14 protein-coding genes are annotated in these 21309 nt (G+C 53.4%); 9 read left to right on the plus strand and 5 right to left on the minus strand.

From position 1 onward, the window contains the following. The first annotated feature begins 375 nt into the window (after positions 1-375). The gene (locus ACN0YH_RS14450) at positions 376-951 is read left to right on the plus strand and encodes a DUF456 domain-containing protein (RefSeq protein WP_417380277.1); all 576 of its coding nucleotides are present in this window, start codon (positions 376-378) and stop codon (positions 949-951) included. A 98-nt stretch (positions 952-1049) separates the two neighbouring features. Here ACN0YH_RS14450 and ACN0YH_RS14455 read toward each other — a convergent pair whose 3' ends face one another. Together ACN0YH_RS14455 and ACN0YH_RS14460 are read right to left on the minus strand one after the other, a co-directional pair. Continuing rightward, positions 1050-1463, minus strand: coding sequence for a hypothetical protein (locus tag ACN0YH_RS14455; protein WP_417380278.1), 414 nt, complete (start codon positions 1461-1463; stop codon positions 1050-1052). A gap of 162 nt (positions 1464-1625) precedes the next feature. Next, the gene (locus ACN0YH_RS14460; protein ID WP_417380279.1) at positions 1626-2558 is read right to left on the minus strand and encodes a DUF1559 domain-containing protein; all 933 of its coding nucleotides are present in this window, start codon (positions 2556-2558) and stop codon (positions 1626-1628) included. A 572-nt stretch (positions 2559-3130) separates the two neighbouring features. Here ACN0YH_RS14460 and ACN0YH_RS14465 point away from each other — a divergent pair. The 4 genes from ACN0YH_RS14465 (at position 3131) to hrpA (ending at position 10498) form a co-directional block, all read left to right on the plus strand. Then, entirely contained in the window at positions 3131-3550 is a 420-nt protein-coding gene (locus ACN0YH_RS14465; protein WP_417380280.1) for a MarR family winged helix-turn-helix transcriptional regulator, read from the plus strand. Between the two features lie 137 nt (positions 3551-3687). Then, positions 3688-4656 carry an alpha/beta hydrolase fold domain-containing protein gene (locus tag ACN0YH_RS14470; protein ID WP_417380281.1) on the plus strand — a complete coding sequence of 323 codons (969 nt, stop codon included), beginning with the start codon at positions 3688-3690 and terminating at the stop codon, positions 4654-4656. Positions 4657-4779: 123 nt separating this feature from the next. Further along, positions 4780-5610: a haloacid dehalogenase type II gene (locus ACN0YH_RS14475; protein ID WP_417380282.1), complete on the plus strand. Its 831-nt coding sequence runs from the start codon at positions 4780-4782 to the stop codon at positions 5608-5610. An 895-nt stretch (positions 5611-6505) separates the two neighbouring features. Continuing rightward, positions 6506-10498, plus strand: a complete 3993-nt coding sequence (gene hrpA, locus ACN0YH_RS14480) for an ATP-dependent RNA helicase HrpA (protein WP_417380283.1) — start codon at positions 6506-6508, stop codon at positions 10496-10498. Positions 10499-12002: 1504 nt separating this feature from the next. Here hrpA and ACN0YH_RS14485 read toward each other — a convergent pair. Together ACN0YH_RS14485 and hpnE are read right to left on the minus strand one after the other, a co-directional pair. Continuing rightward, positions 12003-13061, minus strand: coding sequence for a potassium channel family protein (locus ACN0YH_RS14485; protein WP_417380284.1), 1059 nt, complete (start codon positions 13059-13061; stop codon positions 12003-12005). A gap of 10 nt (positions 13062-13071) precedes the next feature. Continuing rightward, positions 13072-14529 (minus strand): hydroxysqualene dehydroxylase HpnE, encoded by a 1458-nt coding sequence (gene hpnE, locus ACN0YH_RS14490; protein ID WP_417380285.1) that lies wholly within the window; start codon positions 14527-14529, stop codon positions 13072-13074. A 142-nt stretch (positions 14530-14671) separates the two neighbouring features. On the opposite strand from hpnE, the gene ACN0YH_RS14495 reads away from it, so the two are divergent. The 4 genes from ACN0YH_RS14495 to ACN0YH_RS14510 all read left to right on the plus strand — a co-directional run bounded on the left by ACN0YH_RS14495 (position 14672) and on the right by ACN0YH_RS14510 (position 19031). Then, entirely contained in the window at positions 14672-15430 is a 759-nt protein-coding gene (locus ACN0YH_RS14495) for a ComF family protein (RefSeq protein WP_417380286.1), read from the plus strand. Between the two features lie 72 nt (positions 15431-15502). Beyond that, positions 15503-16690 carry a DUF502 domain-containing protein gene (locus tag ACN0YH_RS14500; protein WP_417380287.1) on the plus strand — a complete coding sequence of 396 codons (1188 nt, stop codon included), beginning with the start codon at positions 15503-15505 and terminating at the stop codon, positions 16688-16690. A gap of 82 nt (positions 16691-16772) precedes the next feature. Beyond that, positions 16773-17729: a hydroxymethylbilane synthase gene (gene hemC, locus ACN0YH_RS14505; RefSeq protein WP_417380288.1), complete on the plus strand. Its 957-nt coding sequence runs from the start codon at positions 16773-16775 to the stop codon at positions 17727-17729. 180 nt (positions 17730-17909) lie between these two features. Further along, on the plus strand, positions 17910-19031 hold the full coding sequence (locus tag ACN0YH_RS14510) for a citrate/2-methylcitrate synthase (RefSeq protein ID WP_417380289.1): 1122 nt from the start codon (positions 17910-17912) through the stop codon (positions 19029-19031). Here the strand turns inward: ACN0YH_RS14510 and ACN0YH_RS14515 are convergent. Beyond that, entirely contained in the window at positions 19020-21296 is a 2277-nt protein-coding gene (locus tag ACN0YH_RS14515) for an efflux RND transporter permease subunit (RefSeq protein ID WP_417380290.1), read from the minus strand. The two genes, ACN0YH_RS14510 and ACN0YH_RS14515, sit on opposite strands and share 12 nt — an antisense overlap. Positions 21297-21309: the final 13 nt, after the last annotated feature.

Consider the following 21309-nt stretch of genomic DNA (forward strand, 5'->3'; position numbering starts at 1 on the left):
AACAGCGAACAGAATTCGTAGTGAACACGACAGATTATCAAAACCTGCACATTACATCAGACAACATTGATGATTATAAGAATTGTCGTCCAGCAATGGTTCATCAAAACTACGATTTTACCTCTGAAATCACACAAATACAATCATTGATCACTCAAACTGACATTAGAAGTATTTTTTTGTACACTTTCTTGTAATTAAAGAGGGACGGGGCTGCACTAAAATAACCTCGAATCACGGCTCAACATTCGTCATTTTTTTGCATTCTCTAATATTTCACAACGATTTACGAAGAACGAATACCAATACCAGGCAAAATCAATAAACTGGCGTCGCAGATCCCCTGGTGTGTTTTTTCCTGCAGGTACCCGATTCATGTCATTTGAGTGGCTCACAGACTGGCTCCCCTTCACGTTTTATTACCTGATGGTGCTCCTGCTGTTTCTGGCGAACCTGACTTCGTGGGTCTCGATTCTGTTTCTGGTCCCCGGTAACTGGATCATGGTCTTTCTGTCGGCTCTGTTTTATCTGTTTATGCCGGGACGCGATGAGCATGGCATTTCGCTGACCGTACTGGTAATAGCGATCGCGCTGGCAGGTCTCGGCGAAGTCGTGGAAGCGCTGGGCAGTTCAGCCGGCGCGGCGAAAAAAGGCGCCAGCCGTCGCGCCATGATTCTGGCTCTGCTGGGAACGTTCATCGCCAGTGTGATCGGGGCGACTCTGGCGACTCCATTGCTGCCTCCTTTGGGAACCATCTTAGGCGCGATTTTCGGCGGAGCCCTGGGGGCATTCGCAGGCGCCTACCTGGGGGAAGTCTGGAAAGGGAATCATGAAGTCAACCGCATACACATCAGCACCGCGGCGTTTGTGGGGCGCCTGCTGGGTGTTGTGGGGAAACTCGCGATCGGAGTAATCATCCTGGTGATGATCACGATCGACTCTCTCTTCTGAATAGTTCACACTTCTGTCTGATGTGGGTAAAAAAAGTGATCTCCCTCCGAAGAAAGAGATCACTCTCAAAGCCAGTTCATTGTTCAGGAACTGTCAGCTTATTCGAGATCAAATTTGATCTCGTTATCTCCTTCTTTGACGACGGCGGTCAGGCCGGACGTCTTCTGCATATTATACTTCGTCGGAATATATGAAGGCTCCATGGAGGCTTCCGGATCTTCGGCAGAAACGCCTTCCATATCCCGTTCGGAAATGATGGTCACTTTATGCGTGCCGGGAAATGCGCCATCACCTTCTTCGTAGGTGGTTAACTGAAAACTGCCATCGGGCTGAATCTTTCCGTGTGCAATCTGCTCTCCCGAGTCGGGAAAGAACACGACTTCGCCAGTCTCCAGTGGCTTACCTTCAAAGGTGACGATACCTTTTACGGGTGCCGTCGGTTTCTTTTCGATCTGCTCACCACAGCCTGTCATTATTGACAGCACGAGCAGAACGGAACACAGGGATGACATGTTTAACTTCATTTTGGAGCTTTACCAGTGAATAAATTGTGAATGAAAAGACCAGTCTCTACGCAGTGAAATCGCGCAAAGTGGTTCCCGTTGATACGGAATTTAAAACGGGGGTGCTGCCTGTTCCGGACAGTCCCCCCGATAAATTTAGTTGAGTACGACTTAATATTCGCCGAGGACTTCACCGGACGAACGAGTAGCCAGACCTTTGAGCGTGTCCAGATTCATACTGGCAGACAGAAACTGCACACGACCGTCACAGAACAGCAGATGCGCGCCGCCGACATGGGCGCTTCTCCAGGATACGCCGTACTGGGAATGCGTGCTGGAACCAATCGGGTACTGTGTGGCCTTGGTATCGATCATCAGGAAGCCATCTGTGCCGGTATTACCGCCGTATGCATAGGTAGCCCAGGTCCAGGTCACCATGTCATCAAAGCCGGTGTTGCTGCCCCAGCCATTCAAAGCCGAAGAGAGTTCACCCAGCAGAAAAGTATTGGAGGTCCCATCGGTAATATCCCGCATCCGAGTTTTCGATTTGGGATAGAGCACACCCGAAGTGGTGTAGTTGTGAGTTGACGTGGAAAAACCGGACTGCAGCCCGACATCTACCGAACCGCCATTTCCCCGATAATGCAGCCCGCCATGTTGGGCGGGAACAGTGGAGTGCGTGGGAGCCGTTGAACCCAGTTCGGAAGAAGGGCAGAGAATCACCTGAATGGGTGTCGTGAATTCCTGACGCGAACCAATCGAAGAGGAACGCCAGGGAGTGATTTCATTAATCTCGCCTGTGATGGAAGAGATGCTGTTATAAAGCGGAGCCTGATCAATGTAAGGCAGAATCCGGGCAACCCAGCCAGTCTGATATCCCCCCTTTTGAAAGTAACCGGTGGGCATCATCAGGAAGTTATCATGATAGTTATGGAACGCCAGCCCCAGCTGTTTCATATTGTTGCGGCACTGTGACCGTCGGGCAGCTTCCCGGGCCTGCTGTACGGCGGGCAGCAGGAGGGCAATCAGAATGGCGATAATTGCGATTACCACCAGCAGTTCGATCAGTGTAAATCCACGTCGCTGTTGTGTCTTCAAGTTCATGTCACTCTCTTAACTAAGTAAAAACCAATAAAAATAAAGAAGATCGAAATCAGAAAAATCTTAAAATAGAAAACAGCCGGTCTATCAGAACGACAATAAAGACCGACTTACACAGATATATTAACTTATTAGAACATATATTATTAACTATTTTTTACAATACAATATTAATTTATTCATAATAAGAAGAATGTCTACTGGACTTACGACAATGAAACATATCGCATTTCATTTATATATATGAAGTTACAGACATATTACGCATTTGAATCATAACCTGCATAATCGGACAGAACACCCGCAATACACATCAACCCTATCTACCTATTCACCCTTGTCTTACATCTTAATCGGAAGCAGATCGGGGCGGCTGAATGAGCACACAGGATGGGTCTGACGTCGCTTTCAAACGAAAACTGAAACCTTACACTGGCAGCACCACTCTTTCTGTCACCGCAAAATTGTGTCACCTTCTCCCGTTGCACTCTTCGACAGGAATCTGCAAACTGAAGCAGACTTAAGTCTTCCCTACCTGACATGAAGAACGCTCCCTCAGAGAAGGACCAGTGCGGATGACCGTTGATGATACGATTCCAATGCGATTAAGGCAGGCTTACCTGACGATGCATCGTGTGGCGCAGGCCCACTTTGCTGAATTTGGCGTGACCGTGGATCAATACGTGCTGCTCTCGGTGCTGAGCGAAGCTGAAGGCATCATCCAGACCGAACTCAGCGAACGCATGTCTTCTGATGCCAATACGATCGGCGCCATGCTGAGACTGCTGGAGCAGAAAAAAGTGATCCGCCGCGAAGCCAGTAAAAACGATCGGCGGGCGTTACGCGTCTATTTAACAGCCAGCGGGAAACGGTTGCAGAAGAAACTGGTCAGGCATTCCAGTCAGATTCACCAGACCCTGGAAACCGCTCTCACGCCCCGTAAGAAACAGACCCTGATGAAGGGGCTGAAAGAAATCACCCAGGCCCTGCAATAGCATCATGAGTTGTACCTCGTTCGCAATCGATCACATAAAGTGGCAGAAACCGCGATACTTTCCATCGAGAGTCGGGTTCAATCCGACATAGTACGTGTACGTGTTATAAACACAGCCAGCCCCAGAAGGAGACCCGCATGACCCCACTTTCATTCAGAACCATTATCGCATGCCTGGCGTTCACAGTCTGCCTGGGAGAAACAGGCTTTGCACAGAAGTCCCGTCCGAATGGCCCGCCGCGGTTCAGAGGAAACCTGGTTGAACACCGCGACGTGGAATACGCGAATGTAGACGGCTCCTCCCTGCTACTCGACTTGTATATGCCGCGCAATGTCAAAAATCCACCGCTGGTTGTCTGGATTCATGGCGGCGGCTGGCGCGGCGGCAATAAAGGACGGGGAGGCAAATTTGTGCCGCTGCTGACTGATGCCGGCTACGCGTGTGCCAGCATCAATTATCGACTCAGCGGCGAAGCAAAGTTCCCGGCCCAGATCAACGACTGCAAAGCCGCCATCCGCTGGTTGCGTGCCCATGCGAAAAAATATGGATACGATGCCACCCGCATCGGCGTCGGCGGCTCTTCCGCGGGCGGGCACCTGGTCGCGTTACTGGGAACCAGCGGCGGAATCAAAGATCTGGAAGGCAATGTTGGCAAACACCTCGACCAGTCCAGCAGCGTGCAGGCGGTCTGTGACATGTGGGGGCCAACCGACTTTCTGCAGATGGACAAGCACGCGATACCCGGTTCGCGGCTCAAACACAACGATCCCCGCTCTCCCGAATCACTGCTGCTGGGCGGCCCGATTCTGGAACACAAGGACCGCGTCGCGCGGGCCAACCCGATCACCTACATCGACAAACAGGACCCTCCGTTCCTGATCATTCACGGCTCCAAAGACCCCGCGGTCCCCGTACATCAGAGCATCATTCTGGAAAAGGCTCTCAAGAAAAACAAGGTGCCCGCGCAACTGCACATCGTCGAAAACGCCGGTCACGGCGGCCCGGAATTCAACGCCCCCAAAATCAATAAAATGATCGTCGCATTCTTCGATCAACAGTTGAAGCAGCCCCCAAAAGAGCCCGAAAAACGACAGCAGAAAAAATAACGGAATCGTGGCAGCAGCGGAATACTCTGGAACCAGGCGGCGGATGCTGTCATACTGACTGCTGACGATTGAGGCTGTTGTCTCAATTGAACCCATTTCGTCATTTCTCCAAAGGATTTCAGAATGACGTCTGCTCCCGAACCTGACAGTGCCAGCAATGCCGCATCCAGTCGGCGGAATTTTCTCACCGCTACCGCCGGCATTGCCGCTGGTCTGTTGCCCGCTACCTTATCTGCAGAGGACCCCACCATGCCCTCGGTCTCCACGCGCCCCAAATGCCTGTTCTTTGATGTCAACGAAACGCTGCTTGATCTGGATGCGATGAAACAGAGTGTCGCGGCAGCACTGGGAGGTCGTCCCGATCTGCTGCCGCTGTGGTTCACGACGATGCTGCAGCATTCGCTGGTGGCAACCGTCGGCGATCATTACGACGATTTCGGCGTGATCGGCGCTGCCACACTGCAGATGGTGGCCCGCAATCATGACATTGATCTTTCAGACGACGCGGCAAAGCAGGCGCTGGCACCGATCCGCTCGTTGCCGGCCCATCCCGATGTGAGGCCGGCACTGGAGCAGTTAAAAGAAGCCGGCTACCGCATGGTGACGTTGACCAATTCCTCTCAGGCAGGCGTGGATGCGCAAATGAAAAACGCCGGTCTCACCGATCTGTTCGAAGACCGTTTGAGTGTGGAAGACGTGCAGATGTTCAAACCGCACAGCCACGTTTACAAATGGGCGTCGCGTAAAATGAATGTGCCCCCGGAAGACTGCATGCTGATCGCCGCCCACGGCTGGGACATCGCCGGCGCCCTCTGGGCCGGCTGGCGCGGCGCCTTTGTCGCCCGCCCCGGCGCCCAACTCTATCCCCTGGCAAAGCACCCCGAAATCAACCAACCGGATATGCATCAGGTGGTGGCACAGCTACTGCAGTTGAGTGGGGAATGTTGTTCGTGAGCCAGAAATCTTGAAAGCATATTTTCTTTCGTGTTTTTCGTGGTAGAAAAAATGCATGTTGGAATGTTTTAACGGATTGCATTCGGGGTTACCCTTTCTATTACATCAGTCGAACGGAGTTCACTCCGGTGTATGCAAATTGATTGCTACCACGAAAAACACGAAACTTCACGAAAATCAAAAAAATGGGTGGGCCCGGATAGACATCCGGGCCGAGCGCAGCGAGCAGGAAACTGTCAGGAAAAGCGAAGAGTCCGGGAGCGACTGGCTTTGCATTGCCGTACTGCGATTTTTTTTTAGAGCCCCGTTCCGAGCACAAATCTAAATCGAATCTCGCCAGGTGAGCGGTCACTCGGGTCCGCACCCTGATTTGATGGGGTCGGTAATGTTTCCCGCGTCTGAATGTTTTCCCTGACAATTTCCTGTTGTCTGCGACAACCCCGAATTGCATTCGGGGCTACCCGGTTGGGATTATTTTCTGGTGCTACATCGGCACCGTCGTTCAAGCCGAGCGGTGGCACACGGACGTCTGATCTGGTAAGACACATTGCAGTTTATTATTGAGGATACCGTGTGCCACGGTCCGGCTCGTCCGGCCGTGAAAAACAGTTGACGGTCACCACTCGACAGACTCAATCAAAGCCAGACAATCTCACTTAAGTAAGATGCGTCAGCAGGCTGATTTCCATAATTCTGAAGTGTTATCGATTTCAATATCTCCCGTTACAACACAAATCTTCACGCAATCTGCCATTTAAACCGGCTCTTTCACCGCTTCCCGACGGTATTCCTACAATTCCTCCCTGAAACCCTTCGCGCTGCCGAACTTTCGCTGCATAATGCGGGTCCTTATGCTCACAATAGTGCGTTTCCCCGTTTTTTCTGTTGATGTCTGATGTCCCGCGGTGATGTGAATTCGGCTGCTGCTGACGCTGGTCCTGCTAGTGAGGCTTCCACTGCTGCGCTGTCGGAACTGCCGTCTTTGATCTCAAAAGCGATGGCCGGGGACCAGTTTCGGCTCTCACAACGGCTGCGGTCGATTAAACAGGCCCAGAAAGACAAGAAGCCGTTCGATAAGAATCTGCAGCGGCTGCGGGGCGAACTGGAGAAGTCTCTGGCCCGCCGTGAAGAACGGCGCAAACTCTGCCCGAAGATCACCTTTGATCAGAGTCTGCCGATCCATGCAGAACTGGATTCGATCCAGAAAACGATTGAAGAAAACCAGGTCGTCATTGTCTGCGGGGAGACCGGGTCGGGGAAATCGACGCAATTGCCTAAGCTGTTACTGTCAATGGGTCGCGGGATCAGCGGCATCATCGGGCATACGCAGCCCCGCCGCATCGCGGCCCGCTCGGTTGCCGCCCGTATCTCGGAAGAACTGGGACGCGAACAGGGAACCGCCTGTGGCTTCAAGATTCGCTTCACGGACACCACGAACCCGAACACCTATATCAAACTGATGACCGACGGCATCATGCTGGCGGAAACCCAGACTGACAGCTTCCTCAATCAGTACGATACGATCATCATCGACGAAGCCCATGAACGCTCGTTGAACATTGACTTCCTGCTCGGCTTTCTCAAACGTCTGCTGCCCAAACGCAGAGATCTGCGGGTGATCATCACCTCGGCGACGATTGACGCGGAACGCTTCAGCGAACATTTTGCCAGCCGCCAGGGACCCGCGCCGATTCTGAATGTCTCGGGCCGCACGTATCCGGTCGAGATTCGCTATCGTCCCTTTGATGATGAACCGGCGGGCAAAGAAACTGGCAATAAATCACAGAACAGTTCCCGTGACGAACAGTCACAACTGGCGGATGCGGTCAACGAACTGGCGGCCATTGATGACGGCGACATCCTGATTTTTGTCGCGACTGAATGGGATATTCGTGAGACAGCCAAACTGTTACGCGGTCGATCGATCATCGGCGATGATGGCGGACGGCAGACTGAGATTGTGCCGCTTTACGGGCGGCTGTCGACGGCGGAACAGAACAAGGTCTTTCGTCCTTCCTCGTATCGGCGGATTGTGATTGCAACCAACGTCGCAGAATCGTCGATCACGGTGCCCGGCATCCGCTATGTGATTGATACCGGGCTGGCACGCATCAGCCGTTATTCGAGTCGCTCACAGGTACAGCGACTGCCGATTGAAGCGGTCTCGCAGGCGTCCGCCAATCAGCGGGCCGGTCGTTGCGGTCGTGTCGCGCCGGGGATCTGTATCCGGCTTTACAGCGAAGCCGACTACAAGAGCCGTGATGAATTCACGTCGCCGGAAATCCTGCGGACCAACCTGGCGTCGGTCATTCTGCAGACGCTGAATATGAGGCTGGGCGCGATTGAAGAGTTCCCGTTCATCGATCCCCCCAAGCCCACGGCGATCCGCGATGGCTACAGTACACTGTATGAACTGGGAGCGATTGACGAACAGAATCGGCTGACCGACATTGGTCGCAAGATCAGTCGCCTGCCGGTCGACCCGCGGATTGCACGGATGATTCTGGCGGCACACGACGAAAACTGTCTGCACGAAATTCTGATTATCGCCGCGGCCCTGGAACTGCAGGACCCGCGGGAACGGCCGATTGAAAAACAGCAGGCCGCCGACGAAGCCCACGAACAGTTTCGCGACCCCGATTCGGATTTCCTCAGCTTCCTCAAACTGTGGGACTTCTACCACAAGTTGAAAGAGGAGCAGTCACACAGCAAGCTGCGACGCGCGTGCGTGCAGAATTTCCTGTCGTACAATCGCCTGCGGGAGTGGGCGGATATCTTTCGCCAACTGCGTCAACTGGTGGAAGAGAGCGGAATCAAACCGCATCCGCGGAAAGACGATTCGGCGGCCATTCATCGTGCGCTGCTGCCCGGCCTGTTGTCGAACATCGCCATGCGTTCGGACTCCCACGAATACACGGGAGCAGGACAGCAGAAGTATTTTCTCTGGCCCGGCTCGGGAATTTTTGAGAAAAAGCCCAAGTGGATCATTTCCGCCGAGCTGATCGAAACCAGTAAACGCTACGCGCGGACTGTCGCGAAGATTTCACCCAACTGGATTGAGCCGGCGGCGCCGCACCTGGTGAAGAAGAGCTGGAGCGATCCCCGCTGGAACGGCGAAGCTGCTTCGGCAGTCGCGGCGGAAAAGGTGACGCTGTTCGGGCTGACCATCGTGCCCCGCCGCTCAGTGCATTATGGCAAGATCGATCCCGAGCATTCGCGGACGCTGCTATTGCAGTACGGCCTCGTCGAAGGTGACATTAATATCAACGTCGACTTTCTGGCGCACAATCAGAAATTCATCGAAGATCTGGAACAGCAGCAGGCCCGCTCGCGTCGGTATGATCTGATTCCTTCGCAGGAACAGCAGTTTGCCTATTATGATCAGCGAATTCCCGAAGACGTGTATGATGGCGTGAGCCTGAAGAAGTGGTGGAAGGTCGCCAGCCGTAAAACGCCGACGTTGTTGAATATGCGCCTGGAAGATTTCTTCGATACGCAGTCGGAAGAGATTGACGCGAGTGAATTCCCCGACGCGATCAACATGGGCAAGATGCAGTTCCCGCTCGAGTATCATCTGGAGCCGGGAGCAGAAGAAGACGGCGTTACCGTTTCGATTCCGCAGGAGAGTCTGAATCAACTGTCGCCGCAACGGCTGGGCTGGCTGGTGCCGGGACTGCTGGAAGAAAAAGTAGCCGCGATGATCAAGGCACTGCCCAAGGCGGTTCGTCGCATGCTGGTACCGGCACCGGAAACGGCAAAACAGGTCGTCAGTAAGCTGGAGTTCGGCAAGGGTTCGTTTGAAGAGACGGTGGCGGAAATGCTGTCGCAGATTTCCGGCGAGCGGATTACCGCGGACCAGTTTGAGATCCAGCGCCTGCCTCACCATCTGCAGATGAATATCCGCGTGCTCGACCAGGGGGGCGACGCGATTGCCGTTAATCGCAATCTGACTCAGCTACGCCAGGAATATGGCTCGAAAGCCGCCAGCAGTTTTACGGCTCTCTCCGATGATCACTGGAGCCAGTCTGGCTTGACGGACTGGACGTTTGGTGATTTTCCGGCAGAGGTGCAGATTCAGCACGATCAACTTTCGCTCACCGGTTTTCCGAGTTTAGTGGATGAACAGGCTTCAGTAGCGCTCTGCCTGCGTGATGCTCCCGAACGGGCGGCTTATGAAACACGGTTTGGTTTGCGCCGATTGTTCATCCTGTCAGAACACAAACGACTGAAAGCCCAGGTTGAACATCTACCCGATCTGAACCGGATCTCATTGTACGCGACCGCAATCGGCGGGATCAATTTGCGGGAACAACTGGTCGAACTGTTGGCAGAACGGACCCTGTTTGGACAAAAAGAACGACTGCCTCGGAACGAGGCCCAGTATCGCCAGCTGGTGAAAGAGTGGCGAAACCAGATTCCGGTCGCGGCGCAGGACCTGGCAAGTCTGCTGCCGGGACTGTTTGAGCAGTATCACAAGATGAAGATAACTCTCGATAAAACAAAGGTACCTGCCTGGAGTGAGCCGCTGCATGATATGCGGGCGCAACTCAATGCGATGATCAATGCCCGGTTCCTGGTGAGTACGCCTTACCCGTGGCTGCAGCAGTTCCCCCGATACCTGCAGGGGATGGAGATGCGGTTGAGTAAGCTGGGCGGAACGGGTCTCAAGAAAGACATCACGAACATTCGCAGTATCTCCCGCTACTTTGAACTGTATTCACAGCGGGCGAAGCAGCATCACGAACGGGAGATTGTCGATCCGCAGTTGATCAAATTCCGCTGGATGCTGGAGGAATTACGGGTGTCGCTGTTTGCCCAGAAGCTGGGGACGGCTTTAAAGGTCTCGCCGAAAATCCTGGATCAGCAGTGGGCAGCAGTGCGGGACTGATTTTTTGCGACTACGAAAAACATAAAACCACACGCAAAGGGATTGAATGGCTTGCTGAATAGTGAGGGAAGCCGTTTTCACAGGCACTGTCTGGCAAGCTGACAGATGGCACCCGGCGGGTAGAGGAAGTTCGGGTGTGGAGGGAGCGGGTTGGCTTTGTTGTTCTGAATTGTGCGATTGCCCTGACAGTTTCCTGTTCGCTCTGCTCACCCCGGATTGCATCCGGGGCTACCCCCTGATCTGTATATAGTGATTCGGGATTTTCATCTGCTGGGGTTGAATCGCTTCTTTTATAATGGTTGGTGAACCGGGTAAGAAGGCCTTGAGCAGAGGCACTGTCGGACAAACTGACAGATGGCACCCCGCGGGTAGAGGAAGTTCGGTTGTGGAGGGAGCGGGTTGGCTTTGTTGTTCTGAATTGTGCGATTGCCCTGACAGTTTCCTGTTCGCTGCGCTCACCCCGGATTGCATCCGGGGTTACCCTTTCTTTTGTGTTATATCGTGGTAGTCAATTCTTATTTGAAGGTCTGCCCTGGCGGTTTCCTGTTGTCTGCGACAACCCCGGATTGCATCCGGGGCTACCCCCTGATCTGTATATAGTGATTCGGGATTTTCATCTGCTGGGGTTGGATCGCTTCTTTTATAATACCTGTTGAACCAGGTAAGGAGACTCTGATCACAGGCACTGTCGGGCAAGCTGACAGATGGTACCCCGCGGGTAGAGGAAGTTCGGGTGTGGAGGGAACGGGTTGGCTTTGTTGTTCTGAATTGTGCGATTGCCCTGACAGTTTCCTGTTCGCTCTGCTCACCCCGGATTGCATCCGGGGTTACCCTTTCTTTTGTGTTATATCGTGGTAGTCAGTTCTTATTTGAAGGTCTGCCCTGGCAGTTTCCTGTTGTCTGCGACAACCCCGAATTGCATTCGGGGCTACCCCCTGATCTGTATATAGTGGTTCGGGATATTCATCTGCTGGGGTTGGATCGCTTCCTTTATAATGGTTGGTGAACCAGGTAAGGAGGCCTTGAGCAGAGGCACTGTCGGGCAGGCCGACCGATGGCACCCGGGATTTTAATCTCAAGTGGTTTCTATCTTGATGAGCATTGTCTTGCCTGTTTGATGTTGTTCTGGTGGATTGCGGTTTCATTTCATTGTTGTAGGAAAATCTTAGGGAGAGGCGTGGGGACGTCAAGGGGGATGAACAGAATCATGTGGCGAACTGTGTTGATCCGGAGCCGATGCTGGTGTGATCAGTGGCGGTGCTGGGATGAAGGACTGCGATGTGTGGCGACCCGCAGGCATACATCGGGAACTGGTGCGGTTTCAGGCAGTGCAAATCTGGAAAAACAGGCTGTTTTGTAGTGAAGATCAGGAACAAGTATCGCGTGTTTCGGTGCACTGTAAACTGGGCACGCGCGCGACTCAAGACAGCGTTTATCGCCAGCGACGCGGCGGGGTCAAGTCCAGTTTGAACACGCGCGGTGATCCGATTCTCAGCGGTGAAGTTTATGCAGTGGTTTCTTCAAACTCGTTGAATTCTTCCATCAGTGAATTGATGGAGTCGGACGAGCCGAGCACGAAGATGCTGTCGCCGGCGTTGAGGATGGACGAACTCGGAGGTGGCATCTGTGGCTGCTGATCGGGTCGGCAGATGCCTACAACCATGATGCCTTTGGTACTGAAATCGGTTTCGTGTAATTTTTTGCTGCAGTAGGGATTGGCATCGGTGATCTGGAGGTCGGCAACTTCAAAGCCGCCCACGTGTTTGCTGGCGACTTCGACGAAATCTTCGACGGCAGGATGAATCATGAAGCGAGCGATTTTAACCGCACCGCTGCGGAACGGACTGACGATGCGGTTGGCACCGGCGTGTTTGATTTTATCGCCGGCTTTGTCATCACTGGCGCGGGCGATGATCTGGAATTCGGAATTGAGCATACGAGCGGTGAGCACAACGTAAACATTATCAGCGTCGCTGGGGAGAGCGGCGGCAAGGGACTTGGCGTTTTCAATGCCTGCACTCTGTAGAATGAAATCATCGGTGGCGTCGCCATGAATATACAGCCAGCCTTTTTCTTCGCAGGTCAACTGCAGGCGTTCGTCATCTTTGTCGATGACGACGAATGGTTTTTCGCGTTCGTGGAGGTATTCACAGATGGAGGCCCCCATACGACCGATGCCACACACGATGTAGTGGCCATCCAGATTTGAGATTGCTTTCTGCATGCGACGTTTCTCCAGGATTGAACTCATCTGCTGACGAACGATCCATTGACCAAGCTGGGAGACAGAGTAAGTAAATATCCCCAGACCAAACATGAGGTAGAAAATGATAAACAGCTTACCATTGTCGGACAGGGCAACGGGATCTTCATAACCGACGGTGGTAGCCGTGATGACAATCATATACAGGCTGTTGAGCCAGGAGGCGCCTTCGATCCAGCGAATTCCCACGGTCCCGAAGATGGTAAAGCCAACCAGCAGAACGACGATGCGTACAAACTGCGCAATGGACTGCTTCTGCTGTTTCGTCTGATTCGGGGGTACGATGAAATGAAAAACCATGCGTGAGAGTTTACAGTCTGAACAGTATTTTAGATAGAAAACTCGCTTCAGCAGGAGGTAATAAAAGGGATTCCTGTTTTCCCAGATCGGCGAGCAGAAACTCTGCTGCCTGGATTCCGCTGCGAACGGCGCCTTCCATAGTGGCAGGCCAGCCGGTGGAAGTCCAGTCTCCTGCCAGGTAGAGACCATTAACCTGAGTAGACTGCGACGGGCGAATTTGTTCCACGCCGGGCTTCACCGAGAAGACAGCCTGATGCTCGGTAACCATGCGGCTGTGCAGCAGCTCTGCGGAGTTTACTTCAGGCCAGATCAAAGCCAGTTCAGAGATGACGGCGTTGATGATGTCTGACTGGGTCCGTCCCTGCCGGGCAGTTCCTGTCAAGTTATGGCTGGCAGAGATGACGATCTGGTAGTAGTAACCGGATTCCGTAGAAGCATTCTGCATGAGTCGGCTGCGATTGAACATCCACTGCGAGAGGGTGTCGACGAAGACGGCATGGGGAAGGCTCGTGATTTCGCGATCAAACCAGAGATGGACGCTGGTGATGGGCGCAGATTCGAGCTGTTGAATGCGAGTGAGTTTCTCGCGGCCTGGAAATTCAGTGGGCAGGAGATCGAAGATCCGCTGGTGGGGAACCGCGAGGACAACCCGCGAGCAGTTGATTTCAGTACCGTCGCGTAATTGAACTCCTGCAACCTGCTGCCCGTCGATCCGGATCTTCTCGACACCGGTCTGTAGAGATATTTTTGTGCCACGCTGTTTGAGATAGTCCTGAATTACCGTGCCATACAAGTGTTCGAGGGGGACCGTGGGAATCAGTACCTGCCAACTGTCGCGGGCCCTGAGGAAGCCATCGACGAAGACTTTGCGGGCATGCGAAAGGCTGATGCGATCCAGGGTTTCGCTTAACGCGCTGACGAGGACCACATTCCAGAAACGATTTATGACGGTGGGAGACTGACCGTGTTCCACAAGCCAGTCGGCCATGGTGGGTTCGTCGTCGAGTTCAATTTTCGCGAGTGCAAGTTGCTTAAGGCCACGGGCGAGCTGGATTTTTTCAGGCCAGGACAGATAAGAGAGTCCACCAAACGCGGGAAGCAGATGCAGGGGAGCAGGCAGTAGCGGACTGGCGGTGAAGCGATTGACCTTGAGCGGTTTGACTTTCGAATCGGGGGCGGCTGAATCGGGGCCCACGAAATAGAGTTCGCTCGCGCGCTGGAAGTAGTCGGCAATGCCCACGGTTTCACAGAAACGATTGAATTCAGAACAGCAGCCCATGCTGACATGCTGGCAGTTATCGATGAGCTGTTCGGACTGTTTGTCCGCGAAGGAACTGGCACGACCGCCTAATCGGGGACGTGACTCATAAAGAGAAACCGGGATTTCACGATCTGCCAGCGTCACTGCACAGGCCAGGCCGGCCAGACCGCCTCCGATGATGACAACTTCTGACTGACTGGCTCTCAACGGATTATCCTGACGAACTCGACTGGTATTTTAAGAAAACGGGCCTGGCCTGAACATTGGATCTGTATTTCCTGAGGCGGCTGACTTACTATGTGAGGATACCGAAAAATCAAACTGATCCTAGTGGTGACTCTGCGAAATCATGAAATATCCGGGGATTGAGCGACTGCGGCGTTTCTCAACACGCTGGCTGCAGACGGGACGTAACTTTATGTATCCGCCCCGCTGTACTCTGTGTGGAATCGAGGCCGTGTGTACCGGCGTGAGTTGCGGGGAACAAATTGAAGATATTGTTCCCGTCCTCACTCGGGTCTGTCAGCGTTGTGGTGCGCCCGTGGGTCCGCATCTGGAGACATCCGGAGGCTGTATCGACTGTCGGAATGAGAAATTCGAGTTTAAGCGGGCAGTCGCGCTGGGGAAATATGAAGGTGCGTTACAGGAATTCATCTTGAATCTGAAGCAGAACCATGGTGCTTACCTGGGAGGCGGTCTGGCAAATCTGCTGTTCTACCGAAACCAGAATTTCTTTGAACAACTCGGAGCAAACCTGATTGTTCCGGTCCCTTTGCACTGGACATCCCGTCTGCGTCGCTCTCATAATCCGGCGAGTATCATTGCAGAGGCCCTGTCACACCGCTTGCAAGCGAAATACAGCGGGAATATACTCGCCAAACAAAAGAAGACTCCCCCACAGACCAGTTTATCTCCTCAGAACCGGAGAACGAATCTACGAGATGCCTTTCGAGTCCGTAGGCCCGGTCGAGTAAAAGACTTAAGTATATTACTGGTTGATGATGTCATGACGACAGGATCAACAGCGAATGCTGCGACGCGTGCCCTTCTGAAGGCAGGTGCCAGCGAAATCAATATAGCAGTCATAGCCAGAGCGCCGCGTATATGACTTTAGAAAATCAAATCTCCACACGAGACGGTTGCTGTCAGCGTGGATACAACAGACAAGGTAAGTACCTCGATGGATGCGAGTACCACTCCACCTGAAAAAACCCCCGGTAAGAAGGCGGAGAAAAAAGCGATTGGCAGAAACCATCGTTTCTTCCTGCGCGGGCTGGCCATCAGTCTGCCTCCGATTCTGACGCTGGTGATTGTGATCTGGGTCGCCGGGATTGTGAACGACTACATTATCACGCCAACCACGACGACGGTGAGATACTGTATCGCTTACTTCACCGATGATTCACAACCCCGTGATAATTTTGTAGAGATGGAAAACCTCCCGCCTCTGGAATACTGCCGCAAAGATTATCTGATCAGTAGAGCGGATGCGGCCAAAATTAAAGCGATTGAGCGGGAATCCGGACCTCAAGGGATTAACCGCAATAAAATTGCGCCTTACGCCTGGGTTCCATTTGGCGATCGAGCAGTCAAGTATGCCGATTATCGTGAAGTCGCCAAACGCATCAGGGAATCGGACATGCCGACCACGGCGATGGGCCTGTATATGGAGCTGGCTACGACGCGCTGGTTTAAAAGTCTGTTTCACCTGAGTGCTGTGGCAGTCGCATTGACTATTGTCGCGCTGTATTTTCTGGGACGTTTCGTAACCGCGCGGATTGGTGCCTGGATGGTCATCAAATTCGAACAGGGAGTCCTGGCGAGACTGCCTGTGGTGAGCAACGTTTATTCTTCGGTCAAGCAGGTCACCGACTTTTTCTTCAGTGAGCGAACCGTAGACTACAGTCGCGTGGTGGCAGTGGAATACCCGCGGCGGGGAATCTGGTCACTGGGATTTGTCACCGGCGACAGCATGCTGGAGATGACAGTGACAGCAGGAGAACCTCTGGTGGCGATCCTGATCCCGACCTCCCCCATGCCTGTGACCGGCTATACGATGAGTGTGCCTAAAAGTGAAATCGTTGATCTGAATATCACCGTGGACCAGGCATTCCAGTTCTGTCTGTCCTGTGGCGTCCTGGTGCCACCACAACAGCGGGTCACCGATGACCTGCTGCGGGAAGAGTTGGGAAAACGTCTGCTGGGAGACCGCAAGCTGGCAGGATTCAAAGTGCAGATTGCTCCTCCGATCCCGACCACACAGACATCGACGATTGAAAGCGAACATACGACAACAGAAGAAAAGCCGGAAGATTCCAATGGTTCGGAACCTGTCCCCCCGGACCAGCCCCCCGAGGATTCAAAGTAATCTGCGGCCCGGGTTCACAGCCGGTTTGGCGTTTGAACCGCCAATCGTACTAAATTTCGAGTAAATAGTGGAAAGTGGAGTGATGGACCAGACGTCTGAAGAACGTCCTTTACGGATTGCAACCCGTGCCAGCCGACTGGCGCTGTGGCAGGCCTACTACGTTTCAGATCTGCTGAAAAGGCAGACCAGCGAACGTCCGATTGAAATCGTACACATCACTTCAGAAGGAGACCGCGATCTGACGTCGCCTCTCTCCGAATTTGGCGGACTGGGTGTCTTTACCCGCGAAGTACAGAAAGCGGTGTTGGATGGTCGTGCCGATTTAGCAGTCCACAGTTTAAAGGATCTGCCAACAGAACAGGCGCCGGGGTTACTGCTGGCGGGAATCCCGGAACGGGGGCCCCTCTACGATGTGCTGATTTTCCCACAAGGGTCAAATGCTGTGGAGCGTATAGCCGATCTGCCTCCGGAAGCACGGATCGGTACCGGCAGTCTACGGAGGCGGGCACAACTGCTGCATCAGCGAAGTGATCTGCAGATGCTGGAGGTACGCGGCAATGTGGAAACCCGTCTCAAAAAACTGGACGCGGGCGAATACGATGCCCTCTGCCTGGCAGAAGCGGGTATGGTAAGACTGGAACTGCTCGAACAGCGGGCTTCCCTGCTGCTGCAGCCTCCGGAAGTATATCCGGCGGTAGGTCAGGGCGCACTGGGAATTGAATGTCGCGCGGAGGACAGTGAAACAGCAGAGTTGCTGGCTGGCCTGTCTGATCCTTCCACACAGGCGGCCACCACAGCAGAACGGAGCCTGCTGGCTCATTTGAGAGCAGGCTGTCATGCCCCGATTGGAAGTTTGTCACAGCCTGCAGGCGATCAGTTGACCCTAGAAGCAGTTGTGCTGAGCGTGGATGGCCGGGAACGGATTTGCGCATCAGTCTCCGGCTCGTTTGCTGAAGCGAAGGAAATCGGTGTGAAGGTCGCCAAAGCGCTGTTGGCAGATGGTGCAGGTCGGTTGATTTCCGGGACGGAAGATTCCTGAAGTCACGGCCAGCAATTCGAGGTTCGAAGTCAAGCCTGAATAACACCTGTAAATTATTTCCCTATTCTTAGACAAATCGCTGTGTATCATATGTCGATTCTGCAGGGCGGATGAGTTATACTCTGAGCATAAATGGACTGACTCAAATAACGTAATCAGGAAGTGCGGAAGGATCGCGACATGGAACGTCACCCTTATCGCCCCGGCTTATCCGGGATCGTTGCTACTGAGACTGAGATCTCTCAGATTCAGAATGGACTCACTTATCGGGGTTACCCGATTGAAGAGCTGGCATCAGGAGCGGCCTTCATCGAAGTGGCCTACCTGCTCCTGCACGGCGAATTGCCCAGCCATGAACAACTGGCTGATTTTCAGACCCTGCTGATTGAAACCGGCTCCCTGCCTCAACCTGTGATGGCGGCGGTTCAGGCAATTCCCCCCCACATCGACATGATGGAAGTCATTCGCAGTGGCGTGAGTCTGCTGGCACACTTTGACCCGCAGATGGAATACGGCGTTTTCCAGTCGGAAGTCTCCAATGCGCAATACCTGCTGGCGATGCTGCCACAACTGATTTCTTATCGTTATCACCAGGTGCGCGGCTCCCGTCTGATTGAACCGAACTTTCATCACTCTTACGCGGGCAGCTTCTGGTATATGCTGAAAGGAGATGAACCTTCACAGCTGGAAGAAGAAGCGTTTAATGCAGCCCTGATTATCAATGCTGACTACGGTTTATCGCCTTCCACCTTTGCCGCACGTGTTGTGACTTCCACGGGCAGCCCGCTGTACTCCGCGGTCTGTTCCGCCATCGGTTCCATTAATGGCCAGTTACACTGCAGTTGCGGAACGGGCGTGCTGGACGTACTGCAGGAAGCGATGCAATCGGGTAATGCCGAGGAATGGGTCTGTCAGGAAATCACCAAGGGACGGCGTGTGCTCGGATTTGAAAACTCTCATCACAAACCCCGCGATCCCCGCTCTGCGGTTCTGAAGTCTTACTGTGTTCAACTGGCAGATGCGCTGGGACAGAACGAGATGGAAAACACTGCAGACACGATTGAAGAGATCATGGGAAAAATTCAAAAGGTACATCCCCGGGTTGAGTGGTATGCCAGTCGGCTGCTGCATTACCTGGGTTTTGAACCGGAACTGTTCACTCCGATTTTTTCTGTATCGCGGCTCGTCGGCTGGGTGGCTCATATCGTTGAGCAGGGAGAAAACAATCACCTGTATCAACCGCTGTCCAGGTACGTTGGCATGGACCAGCGCAAATACAAACCGCTGCCGTTACGCAGCTGATTCGACCTTGTCCTTATAGAACAGTCGCAGGAGAATAGGCAACAGGACCAGGGAACCCAGCATACCGCCAATCATGGCGACACTGACCAGCGCCCCGAAATAAATCAAAGGAATGAAGTGCGACAGTGTGAGCACGCTGAAGCCGGCCACCAGCGCGCAGGTCGCGAAAATAATGGCCCGGCCTACCCCGCGATGTGTCCGCCGAATCGCATCAACGACCGATGCGCCTCGCGAACGTTCACGCAGAAAGCCGGTGATAAAGTGAATGCTGGAATCGGTCGTCAGCCCCATCGAGACACTGGCAATCATGGCAGTGCCAATATTGAGTGGCAGGTTGAACCAGCCCATTGCTCCGACAACCAGCACGATGGGAAACAGATTGGGAACCATCGAAATGATACCGATTTTGACGCTGCGAAAGGCAACGATCATCATTGCCAGAATACTGGCTCCCGCGAGTAAAAAACTGAAAAGCTGATCATTCAGCAGGCTGTCGATCAGATAGGCCAGCAGAATAAAAATGCCAGCCGCTTTGCCGGGTTCAACAGGTTTGACTTCAGCAGCGCCCGTTTTTTCTGTGACTTTCGAACCCGGAAAATGCTTCTTTGCCAGCGCATCGACTTTATCGATGAGCGAGAGCTTCTCTTCTGCCGACTGACGTTCGAGGGCTCTTAAAACTATTCGCATTCTCCCTGTTTCCGAGTTATACAGGCTGCTTTCAAAATCGGGCTGCAGGGTTTTGATCGAATCGAGTTTGGATTGAAGCGGATCAGAGGCGAATGGAATTTTCGGTATGAAGTCCAGCGTATCGGTAATCGAAATCACCTTGGTCAACTGTTGCTTGCCTGGCGGATTGACCTGTTGAAGATCGCTGGCCAACGCACGGACCCGGTCCAGAAATTCTTCATCCAACTGGGAAGGCGCCGGAAAATTGACTTCCCAGGTCGAAGCGCCGCCCAGTCGCGTTTCCACAAAGTTGAGCGCCTTGACGATATCACTGGAGTCACGGAAGTTCTTACTGAAATCAGTTTCCACTTTGAGTCGGGAAAAGCCCCCGGCAGCAAACAGGACCAGCAGAACCGTTCCCCCCAGGATCAGTCGAGGATAATGCTCTGTTCCCAGGCAGACTTTTTTGAGGATGCGTTCCAGCCCCTGTTCGGAGGAGTGTTTGAGTGGCGCACTGAGAGAACCCAGTGAAATTCCTCCCGGAAGCAGGACGGTGGCGGCGATCAGAACCATCATTGTCCCCAGCGCCATCATAATTCCGAAACTGCGGACCGGTGCAATCTCGCTGGAAAGCAGCGATGCGAAGCCGGCGGCTGTGGTGGCACAGGTCCAGAAGATCGCGGGCAGGAGTTCGACCATTGTCTGGCGAATGGCCCGTGGTCGGGAAATGTTATTTCGCTGCAGTTCCTGGAAGTGGACTGCAACGTGTGCGACCGTGGCGATGCCGATAATGGTCACCAGTGAATTGAGCATGGAGCTGACCATGCTGAGTTGAAAGTGTCCCAGGACGAGGAGGGCTTCGGTCCAGAGAATCGAGCAGATCACCACCAGTAGAGGCAGCATGACCCATCGCAACCGCCGGAACAGCAGAAACAGTACCAGCGCCAGTAGGTTGAGCGAAACTTTGAACAGGATATTGCCGTCTTCTTCAACATAGCGAAACATATCGTGCACCTGCACGGGTTCGCCGACGACGTAGGCTTGCGGCGTGTGTCCTTCGGCCAGTTGACGGATGCGGCGGAAAGTTTCTCCGCGGGATACCGGCGAATCCTCTTCGGGCAACAGTCTGAGCACGATGGCCGTTGTCTGGTTATCATCGCCAATCAACACCCCGCGGAAGAGCTCAGTCATCTCATCCTGTTTTCTTCTAATCAGAGCACGGAGAAAGAAATTGAGTTTGGGAGGCGAGAGTGCATCAGCGAGGTTCTGAGTCACTTCCGCATTCACACCGGGAACTTGATTGAGATCCTTTGAGAACCTGCGGACTTCGAGGAGTCCTTCCGGCTCAAGCAGATCGGGGGTTGTATAGGCGACAAATACAAATTCATCGCCGCCGAATAATTGCTTGCTCTCCAGATAATCGAGCAGGTGCGGATCATCTTTGGCGTAGAGTGATTCAATTGACTGCTCAAAGGAGAGCTGAGAGGCAGGATAAATGGCCAGCCCGGTGAGGACCATAAATACCAGCAGCAGAATCCAGCGAAGTTTGTACAGACGGTCTACGAATGATTCCAGCCAGCGCTGCGGGTGACTACTCATAAGGAAAGACCAT

The sequence above is a fragment of the Gimesia sp. genome (assembly GCF_048262075.1).
In the GTDB taxonomy this organism is placed as follows: domain Bacteria; phylum Planctomycetota; class Planctomycetia; order Planctomycetales; family Planctomycetaceae; genus Gimesia.